Raw genomic sequence first — 16351 nt, 5'->3', positions numbered from 1 at the left:
AATAGACACGTAATAGAACTGTCAAAAAATTTATAAGTATGTGCACGAAACACCAAGGTGACTACCTATGAAAGGAGTCGTACTACCAGGCGATAAAGAAGCACACGTACAGGACTGGGATAACCAATCGCTCGGCCCGGACGAGGTCCGCGTCGACATCGGTGCGGCAGCGCTCTGTCGAAGCGACATGAGCCTCTATAACGGCAACCCGCTTGTCGGAAGTAAGCCCGCAGGTGCGGTCGTTCCCGGCCACGAACCTGCCGGTACGATCTCGGCAGTGGGCGACAACGTGGACCACCTTTCCGAGGGCGACCGCGTCGCCATCAACTGCTTCGCGGGGTGTGAACACTGTGAGTACTGCCTGCAAGGCGAACCGAACCTCTGCCCGGACGTCGAGATTCTGGGGTTCGACCGCCATGGCGGCGACGCCGAGGAACTCGTCACGCCGGCCTCGACCTGTCACCCGATGCCCGACAAGATGAGCATGGGCGTCGGCGCTATCGCGACGGACGCCCTCGGCAACCTCTGGAGCACGCTCAACGAGTGTAACGTCAACGGCACCGACACCGTGGGTATCATCGGCCTCGGGCCGATGGGCCTCGCTGGTGTCCTCAACGCGGACGCGATGGGGGCCGATGTCGTCGCGTACGAACTCGTCGACCACCGTCGGGAAAAGGGTCTGGATCTCGGTGCCGAGTACGCCGTTGACCCCGGCGAAGAAGACGCGCAGGAACGAACCGATGAAATTACGAACGGACGCGGACTCGACGTCGTCGTCGACTGTTCCGGCGCCCAGCCAGGCATCGAGATGGGTTTCGACTTGGTGAAGAAACACGGTACGTTCGCTCAAATCGGTGAAACGGACGAAGTGACGCTTAACCCCAGCGATCACCTCATTCACAAGAAGGTCGACTATATGGGATCGTGGTACTTCCGAAGCTACGAGTGGCCCGAGATCGCGGAATTCATCGTCGAGAAAATCGGTAACGACCGCGCCGAGGAAATCATCTCCCACGAATACGAACTAGAAGAGGAGAAGGTACAAGAGGCGTTCAGGAAGTTCGATAACCACGAGACTCAGAAGGTCATCTTCACGCCGTAATCGAAGCACCGTTGACCCAGATAGCGGTATCGTATCGGCGCGGATGTCAGTAGTGTAGCGACCCGGTTTCGAATGCCCGGCCGGGCACAGACCGAACGTATTTTATATGTTGGCATCTCACGTGGGAGTATGGCACATAGTGCCAACAGTAACTCAGATACGGTCCCGGACAACGTAGTGACGCTCGAACAGGACGACGACGACGTGTGGTGGTTCATCGGTCCCGACGGTGACCAATTTGTCTCACTCGGAGTCAACCACATCGAGCCGCATTTGTGGCTCGGGTCGTACAACGAGCCCGAGACGCTCGAACGCCACGGTGAGGACTTCACCACGATGTACGGCACGTTCAACCCATACGGTGACGCCGCCGAAGACTGGATTGAGAACATCGTCGACGACGTCTCCGAACTCGGCTTCAACTCGTTCGGCCGGCACGTGCAGGCGGGCATCCCGCACCAGTACTACGCTAACGACATCTACTACGTCGCACCGATGAACACGGCACCTATCGCCTCCTGGAAACAGGTCCAGGAGAACGCGTTCAAGAAGTTCGGTCCGTTCCCAGATCCGTTCTCCGATGCGTTCGAGCGCGACATTTCACATCGTGTCGAACAGGTATGCAAGAAACACCGCTCAGAAGAGAACCTCCTCGGGTACTTCTACGCGGACCTCCCGTGGTGGCAACTCCGGCCCGACGAACAGCGCGACTACGACGAGAACACCTTTATTTATCCCTGGGCCACGGCCATCGTTCAGATGGACGCGACAGCAGCAGGCAAGCAGCGGTGGCTAGAGGTTCTCCGAGACGGCTACGACAGCGCCAAGGAGGTCGCTGCGGTCTATGACGTCGACGCTGACTCCTGGGACGAGTTGGCTCGACACACGGATTGGTTCGACCCGGCCGACGACGAGTCTGTTCGGGCCGACCTCTTAGAACTGATGCAAGGGGTGGCAGAGCGCTGGTATGGGCTCCACGAGGAGTACATTCGACAGTACGACGAGAAACACCTCATCCTCGGTGACAAGCAAAACTTCATCCCCGAGTGGCTGTTCCCGTTCCTCGAAGAGTACGTCGACGTCACGCTCATCCAGAAATATGAACCGTTCGAGGCCCACCACGCGAAGGCTGAACGGCTTTATGAGGAGACAGGGAACCCTATCATCAACGGTGACGGCTCGTTCAGCGTGGTAAGAGACGAACAGTCCGAGGCAGGGTCGAAGGGGTACCACTTCGACACCGAAGAGGAAGTCGGTGAAGCGTATCGTCGGTACGTCCGAAAGAGCCTCGAACAACCGTACATGCTTGGATGGCACCACTGTGGGGTTCTGGAGCAGTGGGACGACTCAGAGCGGGGAGACATCGAGACGAGCGAGACTGGCTTCCTGGATCCCTACGAGAACGAGTATACGGCCATCACGGACCGCATCGAGGAGGCAAACCGGATGGCCAACCAGTGGCACGCCGACGCGACCGATGGAGGTGTCTCAGATGACTGATAAGGCTACTAAGCCCGGTGTTGGAGGCAGTACCGCGCTCTCCAGTCTGCTTGGAGAAACGGTCGAACGGGCGATACTGACGGCACTGGTTGAGACAGCAGGATCCGAATGCACTCCATCGCAAATCTGCCAGCGGGCCGATATCACTCTCGAAACCTTCTATGAACACGTCGACAAACTGGAGGACGCCGATTTGGTGCGCTATACGTATGTCGTCGGTAACGGTCCTGTATACGAGGTCGAACGAACTGCCCTCGCCAATGAACTGCGTACGATCATGACGGATGACTCCTGACGGACACGATTACGTCTCTCGTCCTGTCCACGGATATCATCCGGGTATGAACGAGCGACGGCGATCACAGCGGCCCCGTCAGTAGAGGTCTTCGGGGATATGTGACCCCTCTCCGAGTGGGTCACGTGATTCGAGCGAAAACTTGACTTCGACGAAGTTTTTCGTCTGTCTGACCAGCGCCGGAACCTCTTCGGTGAAGTGGTCCTCTGTCAACAAAGAAAGGGGGCCGGAGACGGCGACAGCACCGACAACGCCGCCGTCCTCCGAGAGGATTGGAGCACCGACACCGCGCATCCCCGGAACGTTCTCCTCGTCTTCGAACGCGATGCCTTCCTGGCGAATGGTCTGGAGTTCGTCTTCCAACGTCGCTCGGTCCGTAATTGTGTTCTCAGTTTTTCCAGTCAGTGTGCCATCTAGCAGCCGATCACGCTTCGCATCGGACAGCTGGGAAAGAATGGCTTTCCCAGCGGCAGAACTGTGGAGCGTAATCTGCTTTCCAACGCTGAGGTTCGGTACCACGGAGTCTTCGCCGTCGGCGGTGTGGATACAGTACGCATACTCTGAGTCCATCGCGGTGAGATAGGCGAAGTAGTTGCTCTTCTCGGCCAGTTTGTCCACTTCGTCTGCCCCGATGGCGTACAGCTGGCTGTTCGTCTTGACGTACTCACCCAACAGAAGGAAACGGAAACTCAACCGATATTCGGTCTGCTGTTTCGTCACCATCCCTGTTTTGACAAGCGTCGATAGCTGTTTGTAGACGCCGCTCTTAGACATCCCCAAATACTCGGAGAGTTCTGTGACGCCGGCCCCGTCGAGATCTTTGAGCGCGGTGAGGACACCGACCGCCCGCTCGACGGCTTCGACCGTTTCAGCGGGCCGTGGGTCGTTGTCCATGATATATCGAAATTTGACTACCGGACTACTTAGACGTTCGGGACTCGGAGATACACGATACCACGCCACAGGCTACTAGTACCCTGTTTCCGGAACGTCGAGTATAGCGAAACTGGGTTTCTTGAGAGAATCTCGATATGTATGTTGAGATAGCCTAATTCTAACCCGAAATCCGCTCTACTTTCACATACTTGTCCCGAAGTCCGGACTCATCAGTTCAGAATAATAATTTTATAATTATATTTCAAACATGCTTTCACTAAACCGGTTATTAGGAATATATCTGTATATTTAGCGACTATAAGGATTCAGATGATTTTATATCCCGACTTCTATTCGAATATCGGTGTAAAGACCTCTTGAATTCGATGCGAATGTAAACGGATAAACCCGTTCGCCATATACAAAATCTCCCCCATCAGCGGTCCACGGCTTCTTTCTCTATGCTGTCGCTGTCGGCATGGAATGGTCAGAGAACGTCATCGGTTCCATGCCGTTCTCGATAAACGACCGAACGTAGCGAGTGGGTCGATAGCGGAGTAACAGTGGAATAGTTACTCTACTCGTCACTTATTTGTAGGAATCGACTTCAGTAAGGGCTTCTGTCGCAACATCCCCTAACTCCCCAGCTTCAATATGCGAGTATCGCTCTCTCACCATCTCTTCGGAATTATCGAGATACCGGGCGGCGACCGTGTACCCGAATGCTCGAACGAGCACCTCACCCATCCCCCGTCGACCACCGTGCGGGGCGAGATAATCGTGTTTCGGATGGTCGATGTCGATCTCCACCACATCTGAGAGTCGCTGGAGAATCGACCGGGCTCCATCTGTCGTAATCGACGGCGGTCGAACGTCCTTCTCAAGCGCTAGCAGTAGGTCACGGGCGTATTCGTCACGTCGCTCGTTGATTGCATCCGCACGTTCTCCTCGGTCAGCCAGCTCGTCCTGCACGAGCGTTGCGAGTGTCCGCTGGTCGAACGTGGTAAATACTGGCCAGCGGTCAGTTGGTGGGTCCATGAGCTTTCGATAGCTCCGTAGCGGCGAAATCACTGGGTCGGGGAGGCTGGCAGCATCCCACTGCTGTTTCTTTCGGTAAACGTCCATACTCCCGTCCTCAAGCGAAATATCTTCCCAGCGAACCCCACGTCGGCGCGGGTCGTTCGGGTCCCGGAGTAGTTCCCCAACGCGAACGGCAGTGTATGCGAGGACGAACATTAGGGCCCGGTCGCGAGCTGCCTTCAGTGCCGCGTAGCGCGCTCGCTGCTTGTCGAGGGGAGCAGTATTCTCCGGAAGCGTCGTATACATCTCGATGGCCTCACGAGCCTGCTCGTCGACGTGTCGAGTAAGCGCATGGCGCTGCTCGGACGTCCAAGCCTGCTGGTCGCCCGGCTTGCGGCCGTCGTCTTCTGGAAGCGGTGCCATCGCACTCGCCCGCTGGGCGTAGTGCGCCTCGAGGTAGCCCTCATTGACGCACCAGCCGCACCACGCAGAGATATAGCGGTAATAGGTTTGTACGGTATTCTGCTTTAGTCCGCGGTCACCAGCGAGATGGCGAGCGTATTCGCGAAAGACACGCTCGTCGAGATCTTCGAAGGTGGGTTCTCGGTCAACGTCGTTGGGAACGACCCCGGTCCAGTCATCGTTACTGCGGTTGCCGGCAGTCCACTCGACGAACCGTTCGAGTTCGCGTGCTGCGTTGCGTCGATAGTTCCCGCCGTCACCACCGCGGCCTTTCCCCTTATCCTGGAGGTACCGCTCGAAGCTGTCCTCAAGCGATGTCGAGAGTGTTCGGTCAGGCATCACCTGGACCTCCGCATTCCTGTGACCCCGGTCTCGGCGGCTCTCCCCTAGGGGAAGCGGCGTTCTGAGTGGGTTGCAGCATTCGTGCTTCGTAGACGGCGGCGGGGTACTTCAAAGTGGTCGTGATTATTATACTAATCACGACCAGATGAATGATTTGCGTTTGCGCCAGTATTCAGACATCTAAGCCGTCTACCCGCTTGATTTCGGATATGCGCCTAGAGATAAACCACATATTGCTATACTGAAGCTGAGCCGGCAGTCTCAATGAGTCCACCGTACAGATGAGAAATCCGACTATTCTGAGATTGCTGTAAAGATATTTAAAAAATAGTATTCTATTTCAGAATAGTACGCTATTCAATCGATTCTGAAGAAGCGGACTCGCGGGCTTGTTCGAACCGTTCGGCAACTTCGTCTACGAGGTCTTCCTCCACAACGGTTCGCAGGAGAGCATCAGTCATCTCCCGAACGACAATGTTCTGGTAGCCTTGCTGGTTGAGCTCGCGCTCCAGTTCATACTTCAGCCAGGAATCGAAATCCTCGATCGTAGCCTCTCGGGCGTAGAAAGGCCGCTGTTTGGCGGCCTCGTAGCTAAATGCTGTATCGGTCGTCGGGTCTCGTCGTTCGACCCGTTCCTGAGGGGGAGTCTCTTCGTCCCCTTCCGATTTAGATGTGCCATTCGTATCGGGGGGTTTGTCGTCCGGTTCATCCTCAAGTGTCTCCCCGAGGTCGGCAAACGGATCGTCCTCAGCCATGACGGACCACCTCCCCGGCCTCGACGATGTGCGCCAACTCGTCGAAACATATTAACTGATCACAGTCGGGATCGTAGTCCAGCAGAGGTTTGCGCTCACCATAGGCCTTCGTGATATTGGTGCGGTCACGGATACCCGGCGACAGTTTGAGATCGCCGGCGTTGACAGCCTCCCAGTCCGTAATCCGCGCGAAGTTCGGGATGCGGTCCTGGAGGTTATCGTGTGAGTTGAGTCGTTCGAGGAGCTGTCGATCCTGGGTCTGCTGGTCAATACGGCCGCTCAACATATTCGGAACCAGCGCTAGGACGTCGACATCCATATGCTGCCGAAGTGGTGAGATCTGTCGCTCGATGGTCCGCTCCAAGCCGGCCATCGCCTCATTCCCGGGGGCGAGCGGAAGCACCAGATTCGCCGTCGCGACGAGCGCGTTATCCGTGAGTCGGGATCGGTACGCCGGAGAATCTGTGACAATGTAATCGTACGTCTCCCCAAGGAGTGGGTCGACGACTTCCCGCTTGAGCAGCGCAGAGGGTTGGAAGACGTCACCGACGACGATCTCTCGCTCGACTTGTTCTAAGTCCTCGCTGGATGGGAGAATATCGAACTCGTAGCTGGTGTCGTAGACAACAGAAGTCGGGTCAGCATCGTCGAAGAAGACGTCACCGATGGTTTCCTCGGTGTTGTGATACTGGTCGTCAAAGCCCAATCCGACGGACGCGTGGCCGTTCGGGTCAAGATCGATAAGGAGGACGTCGTGGTCGTGTGCGGCTAGCTGCCGAGCGAGGTTGACAGCGACCGTCGATTTGCCGACGCCCCCCTTCAGCATACAAACCGAAACAGCCCGAGAGTCCTCGTCAGTCTGTATCGAATCATATGGGCTATTCGGGCAATTCGTGCTATCTATGCTATTCTTTCTATCTGGGCCACTCATACTATTCAGCAGTATCAACCCCTCTTGACTTAACTCTGTGGTGAATAGTATAGATAGTAATCTATTCTATCAACTTATGCTATTTTAAAATAGTAGGCTATTCATGAATAGCCGAGATAGAATCAGTAAACGTGATTCAGGAGACGAGCTCCAACAGAGAGTGCAACTCAGATTCGATAGTAGTCAGTTCACTCCGTTACCATTCAAATCGTCCCTCAACGCCGACATCAGCAAACCGGGGCGATGTACGGACTTACCTCGGGGTCGTGTTGAAAGAGCGCGAGAGCGGCGCCGGCGCGTTACGAAGTACTTCGGGAAGGTCGCCAGCGAAGACAACTTCAAAATCAGAGGCATCAAAGCCCGACAGCGCTCGACCCCACCGTTTATCGAAGCCGTCCAGCGGGATTGTCTCGAGCGATTCGATGCGACCCAGTCATCGAAAGCAGTCCTCATCTACCTTGAGACGCAATCAATCGCCTTCACGCCGGCGAGGTCCCAGTTGAGATCTCGTCGAACGGAATCGCGTTTCCAAGCTGCTGGAGGGGTTACACGCAGAATATCCAAAACGTGTCGGCCCTGACACGGGCTCGCGACCAAGATCTCGCTGTCGATCCCGGATAGGATATCGAGTACGAAGTCGTCGACAGTAAGAAGACCTCACGAGAGCAGGTTACCCTCACTCACGAGGAATCGGACTTACGACGCCTCGTACTACGAGACACAGCTGATCCGAGCCGTCGAGAGCGTACTGTCACCACTCGAATGGGACCGATCCGACATTCGTCGAGAGTTCTCAGACGAGAGATGCCGTCTTAAGTTCGTTCGGTGCCGGCGACGATTTGTAGTAGCGAACTTCACACCCCACCCCGGATTTCCGTCGTTTCGATCCAACCCCACGTTTCCGACGTAATTTTCGACCCCCCTCGTTTCCGTCGTTTCCGCATGCCCCACCCCAGATTTCCGTTGTCCATACCCACTCAGTAGTAGGTGGTCTCTACTCGCGAGACCAGTCCTGCATTCGGCTGTCCTCGAGGATCGTTTCGCGGACGACCTGAGGATCCTCGATGAGTCGGTTCTGGAGGTGGATGCCGCCCGCACTCCCCTTGTTGATCTTCTCGATTTCGACAACCCCGAGGAAGGCTTGCTCTTTCAGAATGTCGCGGAACCGACGGACGGAGAGGATATCCATATCGAGATGGTTACAGATGCGTTCGTACTGGTCGTACACCCGGCTCGTGAGGAAAGCATCGTCGTTGCTGTTGACACTCAGTTCCGTCAGCGCCAACAACGCCGCTTTCGCCTGCGTGGGTGCGCCATTCACGAGTTCTCTGAACCGGTCTTTTTCGGCGTGTTGCTGGGCCTGCCGGACGTGTTCCTCCGTGACTTGCTCTGCCCCAGTCTCGTAGGCGACTTCCCCAGCGTGGCGAAGAATGTCGATAGCCTTCCGAGCATCGCCGTGTTCTTGGGCTGCGAAGGCTGCCGAGAGCGGAATCACATCCTCGGAAAGAATGCCGTCCTGGAAGGCATCCTCGCGATTGAACATGATCTCTCGGAGCTGGTTGGCGTCGTACGGTTTGAAGAACAGCTCCTTGTGTTGGAAGCTGCTTTTCACGCGCTCGTTCACGTTGTCGACGTACTGGATCTTGTTACTGATCGCGATAACACCGACACTACAGTCGATTTTTCCCGCTTCCTCAGCGCGTGAGAGCTTCATCAGCATACTGTCGTCATTCATCAAGTCGATCTCGTCCAAGATGATAATCACAGAATCGAATTGAGCGTCAAGCGTCTTCCAGAGGAGTTTATAATATTTCGACGTACTGAGGCCGGTATAGGGGACGGTGATTCCAGTGGAAGATTCATCGTTCAGCTTCGCGGCAAGCGAGGAGATTGCTTGGGTCTCGGTATTGTCTTCAGCACAGTCGATATACGCGGTTCCAATCTCGACGTCATCCTGTGCGGCATTTTGAGCTCGTTGACAGACGTGTTTTGAAACGAGAGATTTACCGGTCCCTGTTTTCCCGTAGATCATCACATTCTCTGGGGAGTACCCGTGGACAGCGCCATTGAGTCGTTTTGCGAGCTTCGAAATTTCTTCGTCGCGACCGACAATCCGGTCAGCCTCTGGAACGTGGCCGATTTTCAGGAGATCCTTGTTCGCGAAGATACGATGCCCGGATTCAAAGAGTGGGTCGTCGACAGAACTGGGTGAAGAGTCGGGCGTCATTGAATATCACACGGTGTGAGCGGGGGGAGTATAAATCTAGTGGAGAACAACACCCCACGTTTCCGACGTTCATTGTTTGATATCAGCGTCAAAATGCCGCAATTCGGTGGAATTGGATTAGTGACAATATAACCGCGTTTCCGACGTGAGATAGGAAACCCGTAGACAGAAGCGTGGCTTCGATCTCAAATTCTGAACCCACACACCCCACGTTTCCGTCGTAATCACTAAACAGGTGGGGAGGGGACTCGAAGAAGACCTCCACGACAAGATATCCAAGACAAGAGCGGCCTAGCCGTCCATAGCTAGCTGTCTATAGAAGTAGTGGAAAGGGTTGTTTCACCTGAGAGTGCGAAGTACTTCGCACTCTCTTTGAGCGAAGTATACTTAGTGAGCGGTTCTCAGCTTTGCTACTTTAATCTGTGCATGATAGTAATTAGTTCATCTAGAAATAATTTATAACTCATTATGGTTAACAGCTATATTGCGCTAATTATAGTCTCTCCCTATGTTGTCGTGGAGAAACGACGGAAACATGGGGGGTGTGGTCCTTTCGAGATCTGCCCCACCCTCTCTACCCACATCCAGTTACGACGGAAACATGGGGTGGGTGTCTTTTCGCTTTAAATAAGTTTTATTCGTCCGGGTTGACCGGACCTTTGTACTGAGAGCGAATCTTTTCTCCCTCTCGCCACTGCCAATAGTAATAGCGGTTATCGTTGATTTCCTTGATCGTGATCGTTGCTTTGGCAGGGACGTCATCCGGGAGATCATCTGGTCGTTCTTCGACTTCTCCTTGATCTGCCACCTCCTCGAGACGGGCCTCTTGTTCCTTGTGCTCGGCGAGCGCTTCAGCGTACGTCGCAACGTCTCGAAGCTGCTCCGGGTCCGACTCGTTGAGCGGGTTGATGATTTCCGTCGGGAGGTTCGCCGGTGGGGTCGGGGATTCGTAGGACATCGGCTATTCTCGTGTTAACCAACATAACCCGCTAATCGATAGTTTTGTTGGTTAAGACAATAGGGGCGGCTCCTGTGCCTGCTAATTGCAACACTACTCGAAACTTCCTTATATACGAGTTTCGTACTATGTTACATCGTGCTCCGACGCATCGAACTCGAGGTCCTCGCTACGGTTGACCGCGGTGACACGATCTCCGAGCTCGCGGCGAAGCTCGACCACAGCGAGAGTTACCTCTCTCGTGCCGTCGCCGACCTCGTCGAGAAGGGGATCGTCTACACGGAACGCGACGGCCGGCGAAAACGGGTCGTTCCGTCGGATGCTCGCGCCGTCGAACTCTACCAAGATCTCGTCCGTCAGCACTCCCACATCGACTTCCCCGAGCTGCTGACCGGTAAGGCACTTGAGGTGCTGTACTACCTCGACCAGCCGCGAACCGTCTCCGAAATCGCCGACCGGAGCGACAACTACCGCAACACGGTCAACCGAGTCCTCAAGCGGTTTCGCAACCGTGGTCTCATCGGGACGGACGACGGCCGCTATGATTTCAACGCTGATTTCGTCCGCCTCCACGAGTTCGCACGTGAACTTGTACACCATCTGCATCGCGAACGCCTCGAAGCCGTCGCCCCGAAGGGCACGATTCTTTGGGAGGGATACGACGAATTCCTCGCTCAGGCCGAGACGGAAATCGACGCGGAGGGGTTCTACGAAACCGGCCTCGCTCGATTCGCGGCCTTCGACCTCCAGTTCCTGCTCACCGGCCACCGCTACTACTTTTATTCCGAGGAGCTCGACGCAGTCTTGCCGGCGGAGCTCTGCTGTCACACCCTCTTGATCGACGACGGCAGCCGCCATCGCTCGTACTGCCTCCTTCTACTCAGCCGCGTCGACATCGACGAGGAGAATCTCCGAGAGCAGGCGGCGAAGTATGAGCTTGAAGACGAAATCGACGCCTTGCTTCGCTACCTCGAGACGCACGGCGAGGTCGATGACGACCGGCTCCCAGAGTGGGACGAGTTCCAGGAGCTGGCGGCTGACTACGAGGTGCCACTCCCACAATGAGACCAACATTCGGACGTGAGTACATCGAGAACGAATTCCAGCGAATCGGAGACGGGCTATCTGAACCGCTCACGGTCTACCTGATTGGTGGTGGCGCGATGTCGCTGCGTGACCTCAAGGGGGCGACGAAAGATATCGACCTAGTCGTCCCAGATGGCGACGCGTACGGCCAGCTGTGGGCTGTTTTGATGGACCTCGGGTATGCGGAGATTCAATCGCTGGATCCAGATTACCGGGCGCTGGGGGCGACGAGCTGCGTCGAGAACGACGATGGGTGTCGCCTCGACATCTTTAACCAGCAAGTCGCGAACAAGCTTGTGCTCACCGACGGAATGGAAGAGCGCAGCGAGCCGTTCCTCGACACGAATCAACTGACGGTTCGGTTGGTCAGCAACGAGGATATCTTCCTGTTCAAACTGATTGCAGGCCGCGACGACGATATCGAGGACATGAATGTGCTCGTGCAGGCCGGCCTCGATTACGACGTCATCCGAGATGAACTCGAAGCTCAGATCGAGCGCCTGGGTGACGATCAGTTCGCCACGTTCGCGAACGAGGCCTTGGTCGAACTCGAGGAGCGGTACGGAGTGACCACGCCGATCGAAGACCGCGTCCAGGAGCTCACGAATAGGTACTACCGGGGGCTCGAAGTTCTCCAGGCACTCGACGAACCGATAACCATCAATGAACTGGCTGCGGAACTGGAGCTGGATCCTGACGAAGTTCACGACCGGCTCGCGTATCTCTCAACGTTCGACCGGATCCGTAGAGATGGCGACACAGTCCGTCCCGTGGAGTAGTCCGGTCACGATTACGCAACATTCCCCGACGCCGAGGGAATTTGCCAGTTCATGGTCGCACCGAAACTACCGACCTGACCGGGCTCTCAGTCGCAAAGCTCCGGACATGGTGGTGTATCGCTAACCAACGCTCGATGGCTTACATCGTCGTCTGTTGGTTAGTCAGTTTTCTGTACCCCTAATGGAGTGGGGGGTGACCCCTCGAGACATCATGGACGAGACGATTCCAGAGTACGAACGATTCGAGCGTCGCCAGCTAGCTACCGACCGCGACATGGGACCGGATTCACTCTGTATCGACGAGTCGCTTGCACACGATCTCGTCGAGGACCTCCGTACAGCGGGAGCTGTCGATGTGATTCCAGCGGAGCAACTACTCGCTCACTCGCCGTCGGGAGAAGTCTTCGAGTCGGATCAAGCACTTGCGTACTTCCACGCGGGCTGGGTGGCCGCGAAAGCTCAAAACGACGAGTAACTCCTGCCGGCAATTTTCTGCCCCCCGAGGGAGGTGCGGGGGCGTACCCGAGAGTGCGTCCCGATACAGAACAATGGCGACGATCCAAACCGACCTTTCCGACGCAGAGACGTCTAGCCAGCAAACCACGCACTCCTTCGACGATTCGGACACCCGAGCCGACGACATGCGCGATCAACTTGATGCGTGGGTCGAGGACCTTGCCGAGCTGACCGACGAAGCCCAGGCCAGCGAGCAGTTCCAGCAGTGGCTCGAGGTCCAGAGCAAGTTCCACGATTACTCGGCCCGGAACACGCTGCTCATCCAACTGCAGTGTCCCAATGCAACCAAGGTCGCTGGGTACAATACCTGGCAAGCGGAGTTCGACCGGCACGTTCAGCAAGGCGAGGACGCGATCTGGATCTGGGCACCCATCATCACCAACAAATGTCCTGAGTGTGAGAACTCGCCGTCGTATCACGCGAATACGGAGTGTGAGTACGACGAGACAGAGCCCGACGAGTGGTCCCGGGGGTTGGTCGGGTTCCGGCCAACCAGTGTGTTCGATATTTCTCAGACTGAGGGGGAGCCATTGCCCGACCTCGAAACCGAAGCGTTTGGTGATGCAGATGGGCTCGTCGAGGGTCTATTAGCGGCGACCGATGCCATTGGCGTAGATGCGACTATCGTCGTTCCCGACGAGTGGGAGCACGGGTCAGCTCGTGGAGTGTGTGAACGGCGGAGTCCAACGACGACGAATCCGGTTGTGGAGGTAATCGACCGCGAGAACCGGGCTGATCTTGCGAGTACGCTCATTCACGAATTCGCCCACGCGATCATGCACTTCGAGCGTGAGACCGGCGAGGAGAAATCCCGCTTGGAGGTCGAGGCTGAAGCGGTGGCCTACATCGTTAGTCGGCACTTCGGCTTGGACCCGGACAACTCGGCGTTCTATCTGGCGGCGTGGGACGAGGACGCGCCGGCGACGGTTCGAGACCGGTTGGATCGAATTTCGAGTACTGCAGCCGAGTTGATTGGCGCTATTGAGAATTAGGCACTTAGAATAGTGCTTAGCTGAGAAACGGACGATCGGTAGGTTAACATCTCCGACTTGGAATCAGCCAAACGTTCGCTAAACCCTGCTGGTTTCGGCTCTTCATCTTGCAGTTATCGAGTAGTTCCCGTGCGTGTGCAGTTCCGTGGTCTCGTGAACTTCGCTGTCGTAGGTTGCTCCATACGTGCCTTTGTGGACGGGTTGCTAAGGGGGTGAGCCACGGGTGCAGAGTATAAGTGAAAGTGGAACAGATGACAGTCCTTTACGAAAGCTCAGTCCAAAGACAACCACAACGACTTCCGGACTTAGAAAGGGAATTGGACTTCCGGAAGTAGGACCATCAACTCAATAACGTAGAGTAGCATCCAGATCCCGATTGTCCATCCCGTTTTCCGGAACTCCTCATATGATGGATTACCGTATGCGAGGTATAGGAAACAGGAGTGGTCGTGAACCAGTACAACGGATATTCCCAGGAAAAATCCCGCTACCCCGAATGCAAAATAACTTACGCCCACTGGGACAGCGAAGAAAATGAGTACGATAATTAAAAACTGGACTGTTAGTTTGCCGGCTTCTCTATGTAGGAACTTGAAAGGGTCATCTGGTGATGGCATACTTTGGGATTCAGCGGCACGCTCTCGCAACTGCTCTCGTCCTGATTTGTTGCTTTCCGCGACAGATAGTTTCAAAAACATGACACTCATTATCAGCCATAGCGCCTGAAAGGACTCCATATCTTCGAACCGTTGCTTGAATTTTGCATGCCACCACGCCGCGTAATCCTGAAAAACCAATTCCTGTATAATCAATAACGCGGCTAATCCCACCAATGAAGATAATGAGAATATCCACGATACCGGAATACCGAGGAGACTCTCGATTGACCACGACCCAGCGACGATGAGGCAGATGACCGCACTCGTTGACGCGACCTCGATGACTGGTCGAGTCTTTTTTAGAATATACGACGTGGGAGCGAAGGGGCTTGCGAGAGCGATACGCCGAACCAGCGTTACCAAGAGAAGTCCGAATGCGGTAATTTCTCCAATAATCGGATACCTCGGGGCAGGATATGTAAGGACAAGTGTTGAAAGAAAAGCAGCAAATACTATCTCGAAATCAACACTCGATTCTGTCTGCTTTTCGAAAAAACGATCTGCAAGCGGGGTCGGATCTTTTCTCGGCATTTCCGAAGGAACTCCTAATTCATTACCGAATGGCAAAAATTTTGAATGACCATCGTTTTTTGACGTTTCGTATTTATTCAGCCTCGACAGCCCTGACGGGTGATTATTTTTCAACCGCTACTGTTTCTGTATTCTTAACCTCGTATATATTAGTAACGCTAAACGTCTCTGCAATCTCCTGCTTCTGCCGGACTGTCAAATCTTCCTGTCCCAGTACCTCCCGGATTCGCTCGTCGATCCGCCACGAGAACTCGGCGGCCTGCTCGATACGCGTGCTTACCGTCTTCACGGATTCGCATACCCTCCGCTCATGAACACGAGGTTAAAAGACAGGTATTCTCGACTAACTTGAAGCCCGATTCCTGATAAAGACTGACGAGGCCCCTGCCCATCGCTCGTCGATATCCTTCACTCAGCTTACGATATCCACTCAAATATGCATACAGCTGATCCCCACTCGTGTGCATATCGCGTCGACCGTGATTTTCGAGACGTAACTCCCTGGATAAAGAGAACAATCTTGATTTGACACGTCTACTGCTTCGTAGATACTATAGAAAATAATGTCCAAGAGGTTATTTGACAGTCAGAGCATGATGTCCCATGACCTGGGACTTTGCTGACGATGAACCAATAAGTTGGATTGGAGAAAATATTCACTGGCTCATCATACCAAGTATAGTAGGATTTCTCTCAGGATGGGCGATTTCAAATGGTTCTTTACAATCAATCCCCAGTCTGATTTCGAGTCTTAGCGCCAATCAATGGTCGGTGATTGTTACGATAGTGTATGTTATTCTGACTTTCCGCTTGGTGAATGAGACCCGGCAGGCTCGCAAACAAGAGAACAGGCGAGAATTAGACAGACAAGAAAGACGGCTGAACAGTCTAAAAAAAGCTCTCTTGACAGAGGTTGAGCAGAATATTGAGAAAATCGACGCGTTGAATCTCACCAATACAAATGTAGAGTTTGGTGGAAATGTCTTCCATAGTGAGATATACAGACAAAATGCCGACCGAATCGGAGAGTTAGATCCCTCAACAGGCAAAGTGGTAACCGAAGCTTTTACTGAAATCGTTGAAATTCAAAGGCTGATTGAGAAAGGCATAGAAATAGAGGACGACCGACACGGAATTGGTTATACTGGGTATTCAAGTTCTGCTCTCAAGGACGCGAAAAGGAAACTTGAGAGTGCAAAAAGCCATCTTAAGCAAAATAGCGACTAATCTCTTCAGAATACTCTAATAGATTCCAGTGACTGATTCACCTACCTGACTTTTACCAGACTACCCGAGAGCGGCGGGCATGGCCGCTAGCTT

General features: G+C 54.6%; 16 protein-coding genes and 2 pseudogenes. 10 read left to right on the top strand and 8 right to left on the bottom strand.

Features of this window, described 5'->3' with window-relative positions:
- Positions 1-67 precede the first annotated feature (67 nt).
- The 4 genes and pseudogenes from GO488_RS20170 to GO488_RS19495 form a co-directional block, all read left to right on the top strand.
- Positions 68-415, top strand: a pseudogene (locus GO488_RS20170) (alcohol dehydrogenase catalytic domain-containing protein); the annotation flags it as partial.
- Between the two features lie 51 nt (positions 416-466).
- Positions 467-1102 (top strand): zinc-binding dehydrogenase, encoded by a 636-nt coding sequence (locus tag GO488_RS20025; RefSeq protein ID WP_241692996.1) that lies wholly within the window; start codon positions 467-469, stop codon positions 1100-1102.
- Positions 1103-1279: 177 nt separating this feature from the next.
- Complete coding sequence (locus GO488_RS19500; protein ID WP_241692994.1) at positions 1280-2602, top strand: beta-agarase; 1323 nt, start codon at positions 1280-1282, stop codon at positions 2600-2602.
- On the top strand, positions 2595-2897 hold the full coding sequence (locus GO488_RS19495) for a winged helix-turn-helix domain-containing protein (RefSeq protein ID WP_162319518.1): 303 nt from the start codon (positions 2595-2597) through the stop codon (positions 2895-2897). Before GO488_RS19500 ends, GO488_RS19495 begins: the two co-directional genes overlap by 8 nt.
- Positions 2898-2975: 78 nt before the next feature.
- Here GO488_RS19495 and GO488_RS19490 read toward each other — a convergent pair whose 3' ends face one another.
- The 4 genes from GO488_RS19490 to GO488_RS19475 form a co-directional block, all read right to left on the bottom strand.
- Positions 2976-3791 (bottom strand): IclR family transcriptional regulator, encoded by an 816-nt coding sequence (locus tag GO488_RS19490; protein WP_162319517.1) that lies wholly within the window; start codon positions 3789-3791, stop codon positions 2976-2978.
- 570 nt (positions 3792-4361) lie between these two features.
- The gene (locus tag GO488_RS19485) at positions 4362-5594 is read right to left on the bottom strand and encodes a tyrosine-type recombinase/integrase (RefSeq protein WP_162319516.1); all 1233 of its coding nucleotides are present in this window, start codon (positions 5592-5594) and stop codon (positions 4362-4364) included.
- A 356-nt stretch (positions 5595-5950) separates the two neighbouring features.
- Entirely contained in the window at positions 5951-6352 is a 402-nt protein-coding gene (locus tag GO488_RS19480; RefSeq protein ID WP_162319515.1) for a DUF7970 domain-containing protein, read from the bottom strand.
- Entirely contained in the window at positions 6345-7283 is a 939-nt protein-coding gene (locus GO488_RS19475) for a ParA family protein (RefSeq protein ID WP_162319514.1), read from the bottom strand. Before GO488_RS19475 ends, GO488_RS19480 begins: the two co-directional genes overlap by 8 nt.
- 275 nt (positions 7284-7558) lie before the next feature.
- Between GO488_RS19475 and GO488_RS20295 the strand changes: the two are divergent.
- Positions 7559-8088: pseudogene (locus GO488_RS20295) on the top strand (DNA polymerase domain-containing protein); the annotation flags it as partial.
- A gap of 189 nt (positions 8089-8277) precedes the next feature.
- Here GO488_RS20295 and orc4 read toward each other — a convergent pair.
- Positions 8278-9510, bottom strand: a complete 1233-nt coding sequence (orc4, locus tag GO488_RS19470; RefSeq protein ID WP_162319513.1) for a DNA replication protein Orc4 — start codon at positions 9508-9510, stop codon at positions 8278-8280.
- A gap of 634 nt (positions 9511-10144) precedes the next feature.
- On the bottom strand, positions 10145-10468 hold the full coding sequence (locus GO488_RS19465; RefSeq protein ID WP_162319512.1) for a DUF6788 family protein: 324 nt from the start codon (positions 10466-10468) through the stop codon (positions 10145-10147).
- 138 nt (positions 10469-10606) lie between these two features.
- Between GO488_RS19465 and GO488_RS19460 the strand changes: the two genes are divergently transcribed.
- The 4 genes from GO488_RS19460 to GO488_RS19445 all read left to right on the top strand — a co-directional run bounded on the left by GO488_RS19460 (position 10607) and on the right by GO488_RS19445 (position 13841).
- Entirely contained in the window at positions 10607-11533 is a 927-nt protein-coding gene (locus GO488_RS19460; protein WP_162319511.1) for a MarR family transcriptional regulator, read from the top strand.
- Positions 11530-12333, top strand: a complete 804-nt coding sequence (locus GO488_RS19455) for a DUF6036 family nucleotidyltransferase (protein WP_162319510.1) — start codon at positions 11530-11532, stop codon at positions 12331-12333. Before GO488_RS19460 ends, GO488_RS19455 begins: the two co-directional genes overlap by 4 nt.
- A 211-nt stretch (positions 12334-12544) precedes the next feature.
- Positions 12545-12808, top strand: a complete 264-nt coding sequence (locus tag GO488_RS19450) for a DUF8069 family protein (protein ID WP_162319509.1) — start codon at positions 12545-12547, stop codon at positions 12806-12808.
- Positions 12809-12881: 73 nt separating this feature from the next.
- Positions 12882-13841, top strand: coding sequence for an ImmA/IrrE family metallo-endopeptidase (locus GO488_RS19445; protein ID WP_162319508.1), 960 nt, complete (start codon positions 12882-12884; stop codon positions 13839-13841).
- A 305-nt stretch (positions 13842-14146) separates the two neighbouring features.
- Here the strand turns inward: GO488_RS19445 and GO488_RS19440 are convergent, their stop codons facing one another.
- The gene (locus GO488_RS19440) at positions 14147-15031 is read right to left on the bottom strand and encodes a hypothetical protein (protein WP_162319507.1); all 885 of its coding nucleotides are present in this window, start codon (positions 15029-15031) and stop codon (positions 14147-14149) included.
- Positions 15032-15134: 103 nt separating this feature from the next.
- A complete protein-coding gene (locus GO488_RS19435; RefSeq protein WP_241692992.1) occupies positions 15135-15320 on the bottom strand; it encodes a hypothetical protein in 186 nt (61 codons plus the stop codon).
- A 314-nt stretch (positions 15321-15634) separates the two neighbouring features.
- Between GO488_RS19435 and GO488_RS19430 the strand changes: the two genes are divergently transcribed.
- Positions 15635-16258 (top strand): hypothetical protein, encoded by a 624-nt coding sequence (locus GO488_RS19430; RefSeq protein WP_162319506.1) that lies wholly within the window; start codon positions 15635-15637, stop codon positions 16256-16258.
- Positions 16259-16351: the final 93 nt, after the last annotated feature.

The sequence above is a fragment of the Haloarcula limicola genome, assembly GCF_010119205.1.
Taxonomy (GTDB): domain Archaea; phylum Halobacteriota; class Halobacteria; order Halobacteriales; family Haloarculaceae; genus Haloarcula; species Haloarcula limicola.
This window is presented reverse-complemented; position numbering and strand designations above follow the sequence as displayed.